The organism is Pseudomonas petrae (genome assembly GCF_021728295.1).
In the GTDB taxonomy this organism is placed as follows: Bacteria; Pseudomonadota; Gammaproteobacteria; order Pseudomonadales; family Pseudomonadaceae; genus Aquipseudomonas; species Aquipseudomonas petrae.
Map to the genome: position 1 here is coordinate 35,652 of NZ_JAKJXE010000004.1, position 17,320 is coordinate 52,971.

16 protein-coding genes are annotated in these 17,320 nt (G+C 61.9%); 7 read left to right on the plus strand and 9 right to left on the minus strand.

The window, feature by feature from the left end:
• Positions 1-4 precede the first annotated feature (4 nt).
• Both L4G42_RS07905 and L4G42_RS07910 read left to right on the plus strand, forming a co-directional pair.
• Positions 5-688, plus strand: coding sequence for an ABC transporter ATP-binding protein (locus L4G42_RS07905; RefSeq protein ID WP_237254297.1), 684 nt, complete (start codon positions 5-7; stop codon positions 686-688).
• The gene (locus tag L4G42_RS07910; RefSeq protein ID WP_237254296.1) at positions 688-3,201 is read left to right on the plus strand and encodes an ABC transporter permease; all 2,514 of its coding nucleotides are present in this window, start codon (positions 688-690) and stop codon (positions 3,199-3,201) included. The genes L4G42_RS07905 and L4G42_RS07910 overlap by 1 nt, the downstream gene beginning before the upstream one ends.
• A gap of 78 nt (positions 3,202-3,279) precedes the next feature.
• Here L4G42_RS07910 and greB read toward each other — a convergent pair whose 3' ends face one another.
• On the minus strand, positions 3,280-3,753 hold the full coding sequence (gene greB / locus L4G42_RS07915) for a transcription elongation factor GreB (protein WP_172613149.1): 474 nt from the start codon (positions 3,751-3,753) through the stop codon (positions 3,280-3,282).
• A 125-nt stretch (positions 3,754-3,878) separates the two neighbouring features.
• Entirely contained in the window at positions 3,879-4,862 is a 984-nt protein-coding gene (locus L4G42_RS07920; RefSeq protein WP_237254324.1) for a GlxA family transcriptional regulator, read from the minus strand.
• A gap of 267 nt (positions 4,863-5,129) precedes the next feature.
• Here L4G42_RS07920 and L4G42_RS07925 point away from each other — a divergent pair, with 267 nt between their 5' ends.
• From L4G42_RS07925 to L4G42_RS07940, 4 genes are all read left to right on the plus strand, one after another.
• Entirely contained in the window at positions 5,130-5,654 is a 525-nt protein-coding gene (locus tag L4G42_RS07925) for a GNAT family N-acetyltransferase (protein WP_237254295.1), read from the plus strand.
• A 506-nt stretch (positions 5,655-6,160) separates the two neighbouring features.
• Entirely contained in the window at positions 6,161-6,514 is a 354-nt protein-coding gene (locus L4G42_RS07930; RefSeq protein ID WP_237254294.1) for a hypothetical protein, read from the plus strand.
• A gap of 532 nt (positions 6,515-7,046) precedes the next feature.
• Positions 7,047-7,529 carry a DUF2938 family protein gene (locus L4G42_RS07935; RefSeq protein WP_237254293.1) on the plus strand — a complete coding sequence of 161 codons (483 nt, stop codon included), beginning with the start codon at positions 7,047-7,049 and terminating at the stop codon, positions 7,527-7,529.
• Positions 7,530-7,652: 123 nt separating this feature from the next.
• Positions 7,653-8,714 (plus strand): SDR family oxidoreductase, encoded by a 1,062-nt coding sequence (locus tag L4G42_RS07940; RefSeq protein ID WP_237254292.1) that lies wholly within the window; start codon positions 7,653-7,655, stop codon positions 8,712-8,714.
• A 92-nt stretch (positions 8,715-8,806) separates the two neighbouring features.
• On the opposite strand, the gene L4G42_RS07945 is transcribed toward L4G42_RS07940, so the two are convergent.
• From L4G42_RS07945 to L4G42_RS07955, 3 genes are read right to left on the minus strand one after another with little or no spacing between them, the layout of a single operon-like run.
• Positions 8,807-9,016 (minus strand): hypervirulence associated TUDOR domain-containing protein, encoded by a 210-nt coding sequence (locus L4G42_RS07945; RefSeq protein WP_237259949.1) that lies wholly within the window; start codon positions 9,014-9,016, stop codon positions 8,807-8,809.
• Between the two features lie 25 nt (positions 9,017-9,041).
• Positions 9,042-10,892: a glycoside hydrolase family 15 protein gene (locus L4G42_RS07950; RefSeq protein ID WP_237254290.1), complete on the minus strand. Its 1,851-nt coding sequence runs from the start codon at positions 10,890-10,892 to the stop codon at positions 9,042-9,044.
• Positions 10,885-11,685: a glucose 1-dehydrogenase gene (locus L4G42_RS07955; protein WP_237254289.1), complete on the minus strand. Its 801-nt coding sequence runs from the start codon at positions 11,683-11,685 to the stop codon at positions 10,885-10,887. Before L4G42_RS07955 ends, L4G42_RS07950 begins: the two co-directional genes overlap by 8 nt.
• 325 nt (positions 11,686-12,010) lie before the next feature.
• On the opposite strand from L4G42_RS07955, the gene L4G42_RS07960 reads away from it, so the two are divergent.
• Positions 12,011-12,934, plus strand: a complete 924-nt coding sequence (locus L4G42_RS07960; protein WP_237254288.1) for a LysR family transcriptional regulator — start codon at positions 12,011-12,013, stop codon at positions 12,932-12,934.
• A 323-nt stretch (positions 12,935-13,257) separates the two neighbouring features.
• On the opposite strand, the gene pstB is transcribed toward L4G42_RS07960, so the two are convergent.
• The 4 genes from pstB to pstS form a co-directional block, all read right to left on the minus strand.
• Positions 13,258-14,037, minus strand: a complete 780-nt coding sequence (gene pstB / locus L4G42_RS07965) for a phosphate ABC transporter ATP-binding protein PstB (protein WP_237254287.1) — start codon at positions 14,035-14,037, stop codon at positions 13,258-13,260.
• Positions 14,037-14,915, minus strand: a complete 879-nt coding sequence (gene pstA / locus L4G42_RS07970; RefSeq protein WP_237254286.1) for a phosphate ABC transporter permease PstA — start codon at positions 14,913-14,915, stop codon at positions 14,037-14,039. The genes pstB and pstA overlap by 1 nt, the downstream gene beginning before the upstream one ends.
• Positions 14,912-15,907 carry a phosphate ABC transporter permease subunit PstC gene (gene pstC / locus L4G42_RS07975; RefSeq protein ID WP_237254285.1) on the minus strand — a complete coding sequence of 332 codons (996 nt, stop codon included), beginning with the start codon at positions 15,905-15,907 and terminating at the stop codon, positions 14,912-14,914. Before pstC ends, pstA begins: the two co-directional genes overlap by 4 nt.
• Before the next feature lie 70 nt (positions 15,908-15,977).
• Positions 15,978-16,997, minus strand: a complete 1,020-nt coding sequence (pstS, locus tag L4G42_RS07980; protein ID WP_237254284.1) for a phosphate ABC transporter substrate-binding protein PstS — start codon at positions 16,995-16,997, stop codon at positions 15,978-15,980.
• Positions 16,998-17,320 lie beyond the last annotated feature (323 nt).

Consider the following 17,320-nt stretch of genomic DNA (forward strand, 5'->3'; position numbering starts at 1 on the left):
CTCCATGAGCGAAAGTATTCTCAGTGCTCGGAACCTCAGCAAAGTGGTCCCAAGCACCGAAGGTGACTTGACCATCCTGCACGAACTCTCCCTGGAACTAAACAAGGGCGACACGCTGGCCATCGTCGGCGCGTCGGGCTCGGGCAAATCCACCCTCCTCGGTCTGCTGGCCGGCCTCGACCTGCCCAGCGCCGGCTACGTCGTCCTGTCGGGGCGCAATCTCAGCGAGCTGGACGAAGACCAGCGCGCCCGGGTTCGCGCAGAACACGTGGGCTTTGTGTTCCAGTCCTTCCAGTTGCTCGACAGCCTGAACGCGCTGGAAAACGTCATGCTGCCGATGGAGCTGGAAGGCCGCAAAGACGCCCGTGATCAGGCCCGGCATCTGCTGGAACGCGTCGGTCTGGGTCAACGTCTGACCCACACGCCACGGCAACTGTCGGGCGGCGAGCAGCAACGAGTCGCCATCGCCCGCGCGTTTGCTGCCGACCCGGACGTACTGTTCGCCGATGAGCCCACCGGCAACCTGGACAGCCACACCGGCGAGCGCATCAGCGATTTGCTGTTCGAGCTGAACCAGGAACGCAACACCACCCTGGTGCTGGTCACCCACGATGAGCGTCTGGCCCACCGTTGCCGGCGCCTGATCCGTCTCGAGGGTGGCCGACTGGTCGCCCCAATGGAGCCTTGATGGCACGCCTGCCTTTTTCACGCCTGCTCAGCCTCGCGGCGCGCCAGCTCATGCGCGATGCCCGCGCTGGCGAGCTGCGCGTGCTGTTCTTCGCGTTAGTGGTGGCGGTTGCCGCCAGCACGGCCATCGGTTATTTCGGCGCACGCCTCAACAGCGCGATGCTGCTGCGAGCAACTGAATTTCTCGGCGCCGACCTAATTCTCGGCGGCTCCGCCCCGGCGACGCCTGCGCAGATCGACGTCGGCAAGGCGCTGAAGCTGGATCACTCGCAGATCGTGATTTTTTCCAGCGTCGTGGCCACCGATAACGGCATTCAGCTGGCCAGCGTCAAGGCCGTCGATGGGGCGTACCCGTTGCGCGGCGAGCTGAAAAGCGCGCCTGCCCCGTACGAAGCTGAAACCGTTGGCGGCGAACCGCAACCCGGCGAAGCATGGGCGGAAGCGCGGATTCTGGTGGCGCTGAACCTGAAAGTCGGCGACAGCATTGACGTCGGGTCCAAGACCTTGAAACTGACCCGGGTGCTGACCTACGAGCCCGACCGCGCCGGCAACTTCTACAGCCTGACGCCCCGGGTGATGATCAACATGGCCGACCTTGAAGCCACCAAAGTCGTGCAGCCCGGCAGCCGCGTCAGTTATCGGGATCTGTGGCGCGGCACGCCGCTGGACCTCGCGGCCTACCGCAAGGCCGTTGAACCCGGGCTGGCGCCGAATCAGAAAATCGACGACGCCCGTGATGGCAATCAACAGATTGGCGGCGCGCTGGGCAAGGCCGAGCGTTACCTGAACATGGCCAGTCTGGTCGCCGTGCTGCTGGCCGGCGTGGCCGTTGCCTTGTCGGCGGCGCGTTTCGCGGTGCGCCGCTTTGATGCCAGCGCGCTCCTGCGTTGCCTCGGCCTGTCGCGCAATGAAGCACTGGTTCTGTTCGGTTTGCAGCTGGCCATGCTCGGTGTTGCGGCCAGCGCGGCGGGCGCCCTGCTTGGCTGGTTTGCCCAACTGGGCCTGTTTCATCTGCTGGAAAACCTGCTGCCTGCTGCGGTGCCGCCGGGGGGCTGGCTGCCGGCAGTCGCCGGTATCGGTACCGGGCTCGTCGCCCTCGCCGGTTTCGCGCTGCCACCGCTGGCAGCGTTGGGTCGCGTGCCACCGCTGCGGGTGCTGCGTCGGGACATGCTGCCCATCCCGGCCAGCACCTGGCTGGTCTATGGCGCAGCGCTGTTCGCGCTGGGCCTGATCATGTGGCGCTTGAGTCTGGACCTGGTGCTGACCTTCGCCCTGCTCGGCGGCGGTCTGATCGCGGCGCTGGTGCTCGGCGGCGTGTTGCTGCTGGCGCTGAAAAGCCTTCGCCGCTTGCTGGCCGGGGCGTCGCTGCCATGGCGTCTGGGCTTGGGTCAGCTGTTGCGCCATCCCATGGCCGCAGCCGGCCAGTCCCTGGCATTCGGTCTGATTCTGCTGTCGATGGGGCTGATTGCGCTGCTGCGCGGCGAGCTGCTCGACACCTGGCAAAATCAGCTGCCCAAGGATGCCCCGAACTACTTCGCCCTGAACATCCTGCCCAACGACAAAGACAATTTCGCTGAGCGTATGGGCCGCCTGTCGACCCACAGCGCGCCGTTGTATCCCATGATTCCAGGGCGCTTGATGACCATCAACGGCGAGCCGGTGAACAAGTTCGTCACCAAGGACTCCCGTGGCGAAAACGCGACACAGCGCGATCTCAACCTGACGTGGGCAGCAACGCTGCCGGAAGGCAACAGCATCACCGCCGGCCAGTGGTGGACCAGCGATCAGCCGCCTGCGGATGGCGTGGTTCCCGGCGTGTCGGTGGAAACCAAACTGGCCAACAGCCTGAACATGAAACTGGGCGACACCCTCGGTTTCGTGATCGGCGGGCTGACCCGCGAGGTCAAGGTCACCAGCCTGCGCGACATCAACTGGGACACCTTTCAGCCCAACTTCTTCATGATCTTCCAGCCCGGCACGCTCAAGGACGTGCCGGCCACGTACCTGACCAGTTTCTATCTGGCGCCGGGCAATGATCAGCAGATCGTCGAGCTGTCCCGGGCCTTCCCGGCGGTGACGATCCTGCAGGTAGAAGCGTTGCTGGAGCAACTGCGCAGCATCCTCGATCAGGTGACGATGGCGGTGCAGTACGTGCTGCTGTTCGTGCTGGCAGCGGGGATGGCAGTACTGTTCTCCGGCTTGCAGGCAACGCTCGATGAGCGAATTCGACAGGGCGCGCTGTTGCGGGCGCTGGGCGCCAACCGCGCGTTGCTGACCAAGGCCCGGCGCATAGAGTTCGGTCTGCTCGGGGCGGTCAGCGGTGTACTGGCGGCGATTGGCTGTGAACTGGTGAGCTTTGTACTCTACCGCTACGCCTTTAACCTGCAGTGGCACCCCCATGCCTGGCTGCTGGTGCTGCCATTGATCGGCGCCTTGCTGGTGGGCGGCGCGGGCGTGTTCGGCACGCGGCGGGCGCTGAACGCAAGTCCCCTGCAAGTGCTGCGCGAGGGTTAGGTGTGGGGTAGACGTTGGGCGGCACTGCGCCCCCCACCGTCTGTTCAAATGGCCAGACCGGCGACCGCAAAGCCGCGGCTATTTCAGGTATTCGATTTTAGTGATCCACCATTGCTTGCTGCCGGACGGAACCGGCACCGAGACTTCATCGCCGACCTCCTTCTTCAGCAGCGCTCGGGCCATGGGCGAATCGATGGAGATGTAGTCCATGCGCCCATAGATCTCGTCATAACCGACGACGCGGAAACGCTTGCTCTCGCCCTCCTCGTCCTCGACCTCGACCCACGCGCCGAAGAACACCCGGCCTTCCTGCTCCGGCGAATAGGCGACTACGCGCATGTCTTCCAGACGCTTGCGCAGATAGCGCACCCGACGGTCGATCTCGCGCAGTAGCTTCTTGTTGTATTGATAGTCGGCGTTCTCGCTGCGATCACCCAGGGAAGCGGCCCATGCCACTTTTTGCGTGATGTCAGGCCGGTGCTCGCGCCAGAGGTAGTCGAGCTCCTTCTTCAGGGCGGCGTGGCCCTCGACGGTGATGATTTTGGTGCTGATTTCACTCATTAACGCTGTCTCTGTGCGGGCGAGCCTGGTTCGGCCGTGCTTGTCTGTCCTGGCCCGTCCTTGTCAGAACGAAGCCTACAGGGTTGGGCTGGCGGGCGGGTAAATCAAGGCGGCGCTCATTTGACCAGACGCTTTTCTTTCGAGGGCCGATAGCCGAAGTACGCGCTGTAGCATTTGCTGAAATGGCTCGGCGAGACAAACCCGCAGGCCACCAGCACCTCCACCTGGGACAGCTCGGTGTGCTGCAGCAGGCGCCGGGCCTCGGTGATGCGCAATTCCAGGTAGTAACGCTGCGGGGTGGTGCCCAACTGTTCCTGGAACAGCCGCTCGATCTGTCGCCGTGAACGTCCGGCGTACACCGCCAGTTGTTCCAGTTCCAGGGGTTCCTCCAGGTTGGCGTCCATCAACTTGACCACTTCCTTGAGCGGCGCGCTGACCGTCATATGCCGGCTTGGCTTGATCCGCCGATAACGCGATTCCTCGAAAGACAGAATGTCCTCGATGCCTTCGATCAGGGCCTTGTCGTGCAGCGTCTTGATCCATTCCAGCGCCATATGGAAGGCCCCCGCCGGGCTTGCGGCGGTGAGGCGATCGCGGTCGATGACGAAGGCTTCGCTGGTCACCTCACTGACTTTGCAGATCTCTGCCAGAGCGGCGCGGTGCTCGGGGTGAATCGCGCACCGGTAGCCGTCGAGCAGACCGGCCGCACCGAGGAACCAGGCGCCATTCCAGAGTCCGGCGAGGGTAATGCCATGCTCGGCGGCGGTGTTCAGCAGGTGCGCCAGTTGCTCATCGGCCTTGAGCTCGGTGCGATAACCGCCGCAGACGACCAGCAGGTCCAGGTCCCTCAGCGCCGACACGTCGAGCCGTGCGTCGGGCCGGATCACAAGCCCCAGATCACTGATCACTTCGCCCTCGTGCAAGCCGAATGTCCGCGACGTGAACAGCTCGGGGCGCAGAAGGTTGGCCGTGACGAACGTGTCCAGGGCCTGGGTGAAGGCCGGCAACGAGAAGTGCTCGAGCAGCACGAAGCCGGTTCGGCTCTGGGCCGAGGGGGTTCGCCTGTTCTCATCCACGTAGCGAAGGTTCTTGCCCTTCATGCCTCCGCTGAATTCTCGCCGCTCGATCACTGCCGCCTCGCTTGTGCGTCCTGCCTGGGGTGTTGCCGATTGTCCACTGGGACTGAACCGGGATGCGCGCCATTCTAGCGGAACGGCGCGATCCTACGCGCTGATGCGACAGCGCGCCGGTTGCGCTGTACGGACGCTAAGCGGAGTGGACGTCACCGCATTCAACTGGTAGATCAGAGCGTCAACGTCAGCGATCCGCTGCAAATACCGTGACAGCTTTCCGAAGGATCACCCGTCATGCCCATGAGCAGCGCTCATCTGATCTACCGCGCACCCGAACCTGATGACCTCGCCCGCCTGTTCGCCATCTACAGCGACCCGCAGACCCAGCTGTTCAACCCGTCCGGGCCGATGACCGACGAGGCCCAGGCAGCAGCCATGCTTGAGGGCTGGATCGAGCATTGGCAGACCCACGGTTATGGCTGGTGGGCAATCGCGCACAAAAATGCGCCCGAACAGATCATTGGCTTTGGCGGCATCGGGCTTCATGATTTCAAGGGGGAGCAGAGGGTCAATCTGGGCTATCGGTTTGCCGTTGAGGCGTGGGGGAAGGGGTTTGCAACGGAAATGGGCAAAGCGGCGCTGGCGTTCGGGTTTTCGAGCTTGAGGCTGGGAGATGTCTACGGCTACGTGCGACCGACCCACGCTGCGTCGATTCGCGTGCTGGAGAAAATCGGCATGCAACGTTGCGGTGAGCTGGATGACGTACCCGGTCAGGCCCCGAGCCTGTTGTTCAGGGCCGTCGCCAGCGCTGCACAGTGAGCAGTGCTTGCCGCAGCGCCCATCAGTGGGCAGCGTGCATGCCGCAACTGGCGTCGAGTTCATCCCAAGGGCGCACGGCTTCCCGGGCATAACCGCACGTCGGTAAATGCACGAAAGTCGCTTCTCTCTCCGCTTCGCTTTGCCTGGCTTTGCAGGTCCTGCACAGCACTGTGTGGTCGGTTAACCGCCAGTGGCTGTTCCACCGGACAAGATCGTCGGTCACCATCATCCTTCCCCTCACCCTCACATACGTAACCAGTTGATTCAACTTGTCGCCGGAGGTTTCCTCAGCGCAGCTGCTGGCTGATCGGCGGTCGTTGTTTTCGCTCGTTTGGCGCAGCTGGGTTCTAAGCCCAGAGGTTCAACCCGAGGCCAGGCCTGGGAAATGAGCCGTTTCAGGATCGATCCGGGTTTACCCAATCTTTACCGATCCTAGACGTGGGCTTACACGGATCCGGTGTTTCATACGTCCATGGCGAACCCACTCTTTCGCCAAAGGAGACACCATGATTTCCAAGATGACCCAAGCCCTGATCCTGTCCGGTCTGCTCGCCAGCGCCGGTGCGGCGTCCGCCAGCGAACGTAACGTGATTGTGCCTGTCATCGCCGGAGCCGCCGTCGGTGCCGTACTGGCCGCGGTGATCAGTCAGTCGAACAACGACCGTCACGATCGCTATCAGGATTACCGCCCGCAACCGCGCTATGCGCCGCGTTATCAGCCGCAGTACCAGCAGGTTGTCTATGTGCCGGTGCGTGAGCGGGTCGAGTATCGCCGCTTCGCACCACCGCCGCCCCATGGCTACTACGACGGTGGTTATCGCAGGGGGTTTGATCACGGTCGTGGCAATGACCGCTGGTAAGCCCTCACGCGGACGTTAATGTGGGACCGGCTTTAGCCGGGAAGGCAGCAGGCGTCACACCGCAAATCCAGCGGTGTTCATGCGGGCCTCTTCCCGGCTGAAGCCGGTCCCACTAACGCATCGCGTGCATTCAGTGAGACTGGCTGTGGGCCTGAATGTGGGACCGGCTTTAGCCGGGAACGCAGCAGGCGCCACACCGCAAATCCAGCGGTGTTCATGCGGGCCTCTTCCCGGCTGAAGCCGGTCCCACTAACGCATCGCGTGCATTCAGTGAGACTGGCTGTGGGCCTGAATGTGGGACCGGCTTTAGCCGGGAAGGCAGCAGGCGTCACACCGCAAATCCAGCGGTGTTCATGCGGGCCTCTTCCCGGCTGAAGCCAGTCCTACTGCAGCATCGCGTGTGTTCAGTGGAATTGCGCCGGGTTTTACCAAGCGATGCGTGCATTCAACCCCTGCCGCTTTCCCCGTCAAAACTGCTAACGTGTCCGGCCATTACTCGCCCATCGATCACTGACAGCACGCAGGGACGGACATGTTCGAATTCATCTACCTGGCAATTCTCATCGGCATGGGCGGCACGGCGCTGCTGGATCTCTGGGCGTTGTTGCTCAAGGCGGTGCTGGGTTTGCCCACGCCGCCCTGGCACCTCGTCGGCCGCTGGTTTGCCGGGCTGCCGAAGGGGCAGTTCGTGCACCGCAATGGCATCGGCAATTCCCCTCCCGTGCCCAATGAGCTGGCGATTGGCTGGTTCATGCATTACACCGTCGGCGTGCTGTTCGCTGCCGCGCTGTTGTTCATCTGGGGCGTGCAGTGGGCGCACGCGCCGACCTTTCTACCGGCGCTGATCGTCGGGCTGGTTACCGTCGGCGCCGGCTGGTTCATCCTCCAGCCCGGCATGGGCGTTGGCGTGGCCTGCAACCAGGCACCGAATCCGAACGTGGCGCGGCTGCAAAACGTGGTCGGGCATGTGGTCTTTGCCATTGGCATGTATGGGGCGGCGCTGCTGGTCGGGTGAGCAAGCGCGGTGTGGGGTCGCAGCTGGCCCATCGCGCTGAACCTATGGGCAGCGATGCCGTTCTGAAACCTGAGAGCTGCATCGTTACGAAGCCCGTTCAACTCGATCAATCAGGAGACCCTCATGACCCAAACGGCCTTGGTCGTCGGCGCCAGCGGCATCGTCGGCAGCGCAACCACTCAACTGCTGCTCGATAACGGTTGGCAGGTGGCTGCCCTTTCCCGCCGCCCCTCCCAAACGCCGGGCGTGATCCCTGTCGCAGCGGACCTGCAAGACCTGGCATCGGTCAAAGAGGCCCTCGTGGACCTCAAGCCGAGCCACGTCTTCCTCACCACCTGGTCGCGTCAGGCCACCGAAGCGGAAAACATCCGCGTCAACGCGGGCATGGTCCGTAACGTGCTGGACGCGTTGAGCCCGGCGAAGAGCGTCAAGCATGTCGCGCTGGTCACCGGTCTGAAGCATTACCTTGGCCCGTTCGAAGCCTACGGCAAAGGCACTCTGCCGCAGACGCCGTTCCGCGAGTCCCAGAGTCGGCTGGACATCGAGAATTTCTATTACGCCCAGGAAGATGAAGTCTTTGCCGCTGCCAGGCGCGACGGTTTCACCTGGAGCGTGCACCGTCCGCACACCGTCACCGGCGTCGCGGTGGGCAACGCGATGAACATGGCGACCACCCTCGCGGTGTATGCGTCGATCTGCAAAGCGACCGGCCGTCCGTTCGTGTTCCCGGGCTCCCGCGTGCAGTGGGACAGCCTCACCGACATGACCGACGCGCGGCAACTGGCCAAACAGCAACTGTGGGCGGCCACGACGCCGGCTGCGGCAGGTCAGGCGTTCAACATCACCAACGGCGACGTGTTCCGCTGGAAGTGGATGTGGGGCCAGATCGCCGAGTACTTCGGTGTGCACCCTGCCGCATTCCCGGAGAAGGTTTCCCCGCTGGAGGAGCAGATGGCCAACGATCAAGGGGCGTGGGACGAACTCGTGCGCGCCCACGGTTTGAAAGAAGCCGACATCAGTCGCCTGATCTCGCCGTGGCACACCGACGCCGACCTCGGCCGCCCGATCGAAGTGGTGACCGACATGTCGAAAAGCCGGATCCTGGGTTTCAAGGAGTTTCAGGCCAGTGACCAGGCATTCTTTGATGTATTCGACACGTTGCGGGCACAGCGCCTGATCCCTTGATCTGCTGATCCGGCCACAAAAAAAACGCAGCGATGATTTCGGTCATCGCTGCGTTTTTTTTATCCGAGCCATCTGTAATCAAGAACTCGGGCTCAAGCCTTCTCCAGCGCATCCTCTTTGTGCATCGCCAGGTGACCGGTCTTGTCACTCTTGACCTCGTACTGCGGCGCGTCGGGCGACGCATGGCGGTGACGGCCCATGAACTCCACCTCCTTGGTGTGCACCTTCGTCACCTTGCCGACGATGTGCCCGGCTTCGGAATTCCAGCGCACGTGATCACCTACCTTGTATGCATGAGCCATCGATTTGCTCCGTTAATTCAGGAAGTCAGGGCTGCCAGAGGGTCTGGCTGCCTTCGAGCTTGCGATCCAGAAAACTCGCCGCACTGATCAGCGCCAGATGGCTGAGGGCTTGCGGCGTGTTGCCCAAGTGGTGGCCGTGGTCGTCGAACTCCTCGGCATACAGGCCCAGCGGGTTGGCGTAGCGCAGCAACTGTTCGAACTCCAGATGCGCCTGCTCCACCCGCCCGGCGCGGGCCAGGCACTCGACGTACCAGAACGAGCAGGCGACAAACGCGCCTTCTTCACCGTCGAGGCCGTCGTGGTAGTCGTCATCATTGCGATAACGGAAGACCATGCCGTCGCGCACCAGCGTGCGTTCGATAGCGTCCAGGGTCTTGAGCCACTTGGGATCACTGGCGCCGACGAAGCGAACCAGCGGCATCAGCAACATGGAAGCATCCAGATTCTTGCTGCCCTTGTGCTGGACGAAATGGCCCAGATCGGCATCCCAGAAGTTCTCCCAGATGTCGTCATGAATGGCCTGACGCTCCCGGTCCCAGCGCTCGAACGGCGCCGGCAGCGAACGTTTTAGCGACAGCCGCAACGCCCGGTCCAGCGCGACCCAGCACATCAGTCGCGAATGCAGGAAATGCTGATCGTCGCCGCGCATTTCCCAGATCCCGACGTCCTTGCTGTTCCAGGTTTCGCACAGCTCGTTCACCAGCCGGGTGACGTGCTTCCAGCCCTCGTGGGAAATGGCCTCGCCGTATTTGTTGGCCAGGTACACCGCGTCGAGCAGCTCGCCGTAGATATCCAGCTGCGTCTGCTTGTAGGCCTCGTTGCCGATGCGCACGGGCGACGCGCCGCCGTAGCCGCTGAGGTGATCCAGTTCTTCTTCGGGCAATTCTTCGCGGCCGTCCAGCGAGTAGAGAATGCCGAGCTTATTGGCGTCTTCGCAGCAGTCGCCCATGCGCTCACGCACCCAATGCATGAAGGCGTTGGCTTCGTCGGTGTAACCCAGGCGCATGAAGGCATAGACGGTGAATGACGCGTCGCGGATCCAGGTGTAGCGGTAGTCCCAGTTGCGCTCGCCACCCTCTTCTTCCGGCAAACCAAAGGTCGCCGCAGCGACGATGCCGCCATGCTTGCGCGAGGTCAGCAGCTTGAGGGCCAGGGCCGAGCGATTGACCACTTCACGCCAGCGACCGCGGTAGTTGGAATGCCGGCTCCAGTGCTGCCAGTAGTTGACGGTGTTTTTCAGATCGCAGTCGCAATTCGTGGCCTTGACCAGCGGATCATCGGCTCCGCCGAGCATGAACTCGACGACATCGCCCTGCTTCATCTCGAACTCAGCCACCGCAGCCTGGCCTTCGAGCATCAATTCGGTGGTCGCCGCCAGACGCATGGCAGGCTGGCCTTCAGCCTCAAAACGAATGTCCTCGCCGTCCATCAGCGCGGTCGTGTCAGCGCGGCTGTAGTCGTGACGCACCCGGCAGAGCATGCGCACCGCCGTTTGGCCGTGACGAACATGAATGCGGCGGATCAGGCGCGGCAGGTTGTCGACTTCGGAAGCAATGGGCATCAGGTCGGTGACTTCGACGACTGCGTCCTTAGCGATCCAGCGCGTCATCAGCACGTTGGTTTCCGGCAAATACAGCTGCTGGCGACGAGCATCCGGCAGGATCGGCGCCAACTGGAAAATGCCCGCGTCGGGCGTGTCCAGCAGCGCGGTGAAGATGCTTGGGCTGTCGAAGTCAGGCCAGCAGCAGAAGTCGATGCTGCCGGTGTCGGCGACCAGCGCGGCGCTGCGCATGTCGCCAATGATCCCGTGGTTTTCGATGGCGTTCTGCGGTTCCTGCTCGGCCGGATCATCCGGGTTCGGGGTGTGTTCAGCCATTGTTGCGGAACTCCGGATAAAGGCTCATGCCGCCGTCGATGAACAGCGTCGTGCCATGCACATAATCGGACGCATCCGAGGCCAGCCAGACGATGGCGTTGGCCACATCATCAGCCTCGCCCACCCGGCCGTACGGAATAAGCTCGAGCAGCTTTTTCTCGGCGTCGCCGCTGGTGGCCTTGGTGTTGATGGCCGTGCGAATCGCCCCCGGCGCGATGCTGTTGACGCGGATACGCTGCTCGCCCACCTCCTGGGCAATGCTGCGCATCAACAGATCGACACCGCCTTTGGAGGCGGCGTAATTGACGTGGCCGGCCCAGGGAATGACCTGATGCACCGAGCTCATGTGGATGATCTTGCCCAGAGCGCGAGACACCTCGGGCCGGATGTCCTGTTTGGCGAACTGCCGCACTGCAGCGCGCGCGCAGAGAAACTGACCCGTCAGGTTGACGTTGATCACGGTGTTCCAGTCTTCCAGGGTCATGTCAGCGATGGCGGCGTCTTTCTGCAGCCCGGAATTGGCCACCAGAATGTCCAGACGGCCGAACGCTCTGAGGGTCTCGGCGAACAGCTTTTCCACGTCCTGCTCGTTGGACACGTCCGCGCCAATGGCGATGGCCTGGCCGCCGGCATCAATGATTTCTTGCGCGAGCTTCTGCGCGGGTTCGGGTTGCGAGTGGTAGTTGACGACCACCGCCGCGCCGGACGCTGCCAGCCCTCTGGCCGCGCCGGCACCCAGGCCGGAACTGGCGCCGGTGACGAGGGCGACCTGGCCTTTCAAGGAAATCTGCATGGAATGTCGAGCCTCATGGTGAGCGTTTTAATGCTGACTCATGGGGTTCTGCTGAAGTTCATCGGGAAAAGGTTCGCTCCAATGGCAAAACGCTGCGGGCGGTGGCATTGGCAGGCAAGGCTTGCGCGGTCACACCGCAAAATCGAGGGCGCTCACGCTGGCCCCTTCCCCGCTGAAGCCGGTCCTACGATGCGCGCATCCGTCCGGTGGGACTGGCTTTAGCCGGGAAGGCTGGACGCCGAACGACCGCCCTCCATAAACTGGCGCCCATATGTCGCAGGCCTTCCACAGCAGGGTGACGAATGTCGGGTAACGGGGACGATGTATGAATCGCAATGAGCTGCGCAAGGCCGACATCAACCTGATGGTGGTGTTCGAGACCTTGATGCAAGAGCGTAACGTGACCCGCGCCGCCGAGAAGCTGTTCCTCGGCCAGCCCACCATCAGCGCTGCCCTCAACCGCCTGCGTGCGCTGTTCAACGATCCGCTGTTCATTCGTGTCGGTCACCGCATGGAACCCACCGCGCGGGCCAATGAAATCATCAGTCACCTGTCGCCGGCGCTGGACGCGATGTCCGTGGCCCTGAGCCTCACGCGGGAATTCGATCCGGCCAGCAGCGACATGACCTTCCGCATCGGGCTGTCCGACGACGTCGAATACAGCCTGTTGCCGCCGATGCTGCGCGCCATCCGTGAGGAAGCGCCGGGCATCGTGCTGGTGATCAAGCAGGTCAATTTCTGGAATGTCTCGGAATTGCTCATGTCGGGCGACATCACCGTCGGCGTCTGCCTGACCCGTGAGCTGCCGGCCAACGCCAAGCGGAAACTGCTGCGCAGCGTGCAGCCGATGGTGGTGCGGGCCGATTCGTCGCTTGACCCGATCACTTTGGACGAGTACTGCACGCGGCCCCACGTCGTGGTGTCCCACGTCGCGAACATTTCGAGTTTCGCGGATGAGTGGCTGGCGGCAATCGGACGCAAGCGCACTGCCGTACTGTCGGTGCCGCAATACAGCACGCTGCCGGCATTGATGGAGGGGACGGATCTGCTGTGCAACTTGCCGGATCACCTGAGCCGGGCCATGGGCCGAACCGGTCTGCGCGGCGAACCGCTGCCGTTCGTGACGCCGAATCTTGAGCTGTCGATGGTCTGGCTCAGCGTCATGGACACCGACCCTGCGGAACGCTGGCTGCGCAAGCGGCTGGAGGCATTCATGGGGGATTCAAGCGCTACCAGCTCCGCGCGGTAGCGCCTGACGCCTTCACGGCTGAAGCCGGTCGTACAGAGAGTCCGCGATCCGAGAGTAGGACCGGCTTCAGCCGGGAAGAGGTCGGTTTGTACACCACAGAATTTGCGGCGTTGCGGCCGACGCCTTCCCGGCTGAAGCCGGTCCTACAGATGATTCGCGATCCCACAGTAGGACCGGCTTTAGCCGGGAAGAGGTCGGTTTGTACACCACAGAATTTGCGGCGTTGCGGCCGACGCCTTCCCGGCTGAAGCCGGTCCTACAGATGATTCGCGATCCCATACCAGGACCGGCTTTAGCCGGGAAGAGGCCAGCGATATTCCCACTCAGCCAAAACGACCGGTGATGTAATCCTCGGTCTGGGTCTTGGAAGGCTTGGTGAAGATGGTGTCGGTGTCGCCGTGTTCGATCAGTTCGCCCATGAACATGAACGCGGTGTAGTCCGAGCAGCGCGCGGCCTGTTGCATGTTGTGGGTGACGATGATCACAGTGAACTGCTCTTTGAGCTCGGTGATCAGCTGTTCGATGCGACCGGTGGAGATCGGGTCGAGGGCTGAAGTCGGCTCATCCAGCAGCAGCACTTGCGGGCGCAACGCGATGGTGCGGGCGATGCACAGACGCTGTTGCTGACCACCGGACAGGCTCTGGGCGCTCTGCTTGAGCTTGTCTTTGACTTCGTCCCACAGCGCCGCGCCGCGCAGGGCCTGCTCGACGCGCTCTTCCATCTCGCGACGAGAGAGTTTCTCGTGGTGACGCACCGCGTAGGCGATGTTGTCGTAGATCGACATCGGGAACGGCACCGGCTTCTGGAACACCATGCCGACGTTGCTGCGCAGGCGGTTCATCGAATAACCCGGGGCGAGAATATTCTCCCCGTTGAGCATCACTTCGCCTTTGGCTTCCTGTTTCGGGTACATCGAGTAGATGCGGTTGAACACACGCAGCAGCGTGGACTTGCCGCAACCCGACGGCCCGATGATCGCGGTGATGCGCTTCTCGGGGATGATCATGTCGACCGACTTCAGCGAACGCTGAGTGCCGTAGAAGAAATCGAGACCGCGTACCTGGATTTTGGTTTTTTCGTCGGCGAGGGAAAGGTTGTTCATCAGGACGCCCTATTGCGCAAAAGGAGAAGACGGGAACTGAGGCTCAGTACCAGCACAAACATGGTCATAATCAAAGCGCCGGCCCAGGCCAGGGAATGCCAGTCATCGAACGGACTCATGGCGTACTGGAAGATCACCACAGGCACGCTTGCGATCGGTTTGAGAAGGTCACTGCTCCAGAACTGGTTGCCGAAGGCGGTGAACAGCAACGGCGCGGTTTCGCCGGTGATGCGCGCCAGCGCCAGCAGGATGCCGGTCACCACGCCGGCCTTGGCCGCACGCAGGACGATTTGCAGGGTCAGCTTCCATTGCGGCACACCGAGCGCCAATGCGGCTTCGCGCATGGTCGACGGTTGCAGCTGAAGCATTTCATCGGTGGTCCGCACCACCACCGGGATCACCAGCAGTGCGAGTGCCAAGGCGCCGGCGATGGCAGAGAAACCGACCTGATGGTTGGTCACCGCGCTGAGGGGCAGGATCACCGCGGTGTACACGAACAGACCGAGCACGATCGACGGCGCCGACAGCAGAATGTCGTTGATGAAACGCACCGCGTTGCCCAGCTTGGTGTTGCGCGCAAACTCTGCCAGCCAGATACCGGCCATCAAACCGATCGGCGTGCCGATCAGCAGGCCGATGCCGGACATCAGAATGCTGCCGTAAAAGGCGTTCGCCAGACCGCCCGATGAGCCAGGTGGCGGGGTCATTTCACTGAACAGCCGCAGGTTCAGCGCTTCGAAACCGTTGACGATCGTGGTCAGCAGAATCCACACCAGCCACAACAGGCCGAAGGCCGTCGCGGCGCAGCTGAGGACCATCGCGATCCTGTTCTTGATCGCGCGGGAGCGGTACAGGTTATCGTTATCGGCCTTACTCATAGACCCTCCTTGCGCGACAGACGAGAGAGCATCAGACGGGCGATTGCCAGCACGATGAAGGTAACGACGAACAGCAGGAAGCCCAGGGCAATCAGCGCAGAACGGTGCAGGTCGGTGTAGGCCTCGCTGAACTCGTTGGCAATCACCGAAGCAATCGAGCTGCTCGGCATCATCAGCGATGCGGAGAACTGGTGGGCGTTGCCCAACACGAAGGTCACCGCCATGGTTTCACCGAGCGCACGGCCCAGGCCCAGGAACACACCGCCGACCACCGCAGAGCGGGTGTAAGGCAGGACGATGTCCCAGACCACTTCCCAGGTCGTGCCGCCCAGTGCGTAAGCCGACTCTTTAAGGGCAATGGGCACGCTGCGGAACACTTCGGTCATGACCGAGGTGATGAACGGGATAATCATGATCGCCAGCACGATGCCGGCGGTGAGCATGCCGATGCCCAGGGGTGGGCCCTGAAACACGGGACCGATCAGCGGCAGTGCGCCGAGGTTGTCGTTGATCCACGGGGCCATGTATTGCGCCATGAACGGGCCGAAGACGAACAGGCCCCACATGCCGTAGATGATCGAAGGAATGCCCGCCAGCAGTTCCACCGCCGAAGCGATGGGCATGCGCAACCAGGGTGGTGCGACTTCAGTCAGAAAAACCGCGATGCCGAAGCTCACCGGAACGGCGATCAGCAGCGCGAGAAAGGAGGTCACCAACGTGCCGTAGATCGGCACCAACGCGCCGAACTTGCCGTTGACCACGTCCCATTCGGTACTGGTAAGAAATTCGAAGCCAAAGGTTTTGAACGCCAGGGCACCGCCCCAGAGTGTCGAGCCGGCGATACTCGCCAGCAACAGCAGCACCAACAGAGCCGCTCCCAGCATCGTGCGCCGAAACCAGGCGTCGTGTCGGTGATCGCGGGCCGCGCGTTTTTCGCTCTCGGATATTGCATCCGGAATCACAGCGGACATGTATTGGGTGTTCTCAGTCATGGTAGGTCCACTCGCAAGGAAACCCTGCCACCGAGCGCTCGGTGACAGGGGTTAGCCGGATTACGTCGAGTTACTTGGTGAACTCGGTTTTCCAGTAGTCTTCGATCTTGCTGACCAGCGATGCAGGCAGAGGTACGTATTCCAGTTTTTCAGCTGCGCTCTGCCCTTTTTCCAGGGACCATTTGAAGAAGTCGAAAGCAGCAGCGCTTTTCTCGGCGTTCTTCGGTTGCTTGTACATGATGATCCAGGTGGTCGCGGTGATCGGCCATGCCGTCTTGCCCGGCGCGTTGGTCATGATCAGGTTGAAGTCTTTGGCGTTGGCCCAGTCAGCAGTGTCAGCCGCTGCGGCGAAGGCTTTGGCGTCAGGCTTGATGAATTCGCCAGCAGAGTTCTGCAGTTGGGTGAAAGCGATATCGCTCTTGGTGGCGTAGGAGTATTCAACGTAACCGATCGAGCCCTTGATCTGTTTTACGTAAGCAGCCACACCTTCGTTACCCTTGCCGCCCACGCCCACTGGCCATTGAACAGCTGAGCCGGTGCCTGGACCCGATTTCCATGCGTCGCTGACTTTGGTCAGGTAGCTGGTGAAGTTGAAGGAGGTGCCCGAGCCGTCCGAACGGTGGACGACAGTAATGTTGGTATCAGGCAGTTTCACGCCATCGTTCAGTTTTGTGATGACAGGGTCGTTCCACTTGGTGATTTTGCCCTGGAAGATGTCGGCGAGGACCTGGCCGCTCAATTTCACGTCGTTGGCTTTGACACCTTCCAGGTTGACGACCGGGACGATACCGCCGATCACGCTTGGGAACTGACCCAGGCCGCCGGCTTTGAGATCTTCAGCAGACATCGGGGCGTCGGACGCGCCGAAATCAACGGTTGCCGCCTTGATCTGAGCAATACCGCCGCCCGAACCGATCGACTGGTAGTTGACGCGATTGTCAGCAGTTTTGCTGTAGTCCTGCGACCACTGGGAGATAACCGGGAATACGAAACTCGAACCAGCGCCAGTCACATCAACGGCGTGTGCCATACCCGACAGGCACATCGAAGCCATCAGAAGCGACAGGCGTTTTTTAGTCAGCAGAATCACGGCAATACCTCAACAAGAGAATTTTGTGTGTGTGGTCACAGTTGAAGACCCGAGGCAGATTTAAAACTGGAAACATTTCTGTTTGATGACAGTCTTGAGACCGCGCGCAAAAACGGAGACGTCTGTCAGCCATTTCCTACAGCGTGTAAAACTGAAGTGCCCGGTTTTGTTGGCTAAGGCTGAGGTTGTCTAGCGGAAGGGAATTTAATATCAATGCGCCACATATCGGTTTGAGGGAATCGAATTTGTGGCAGTTGAGCGGTGTATCGGGCGGCGCAGGGCCGTCATTGAGCGTCGGCAGAGACCACCCTCTGTGCCGCACG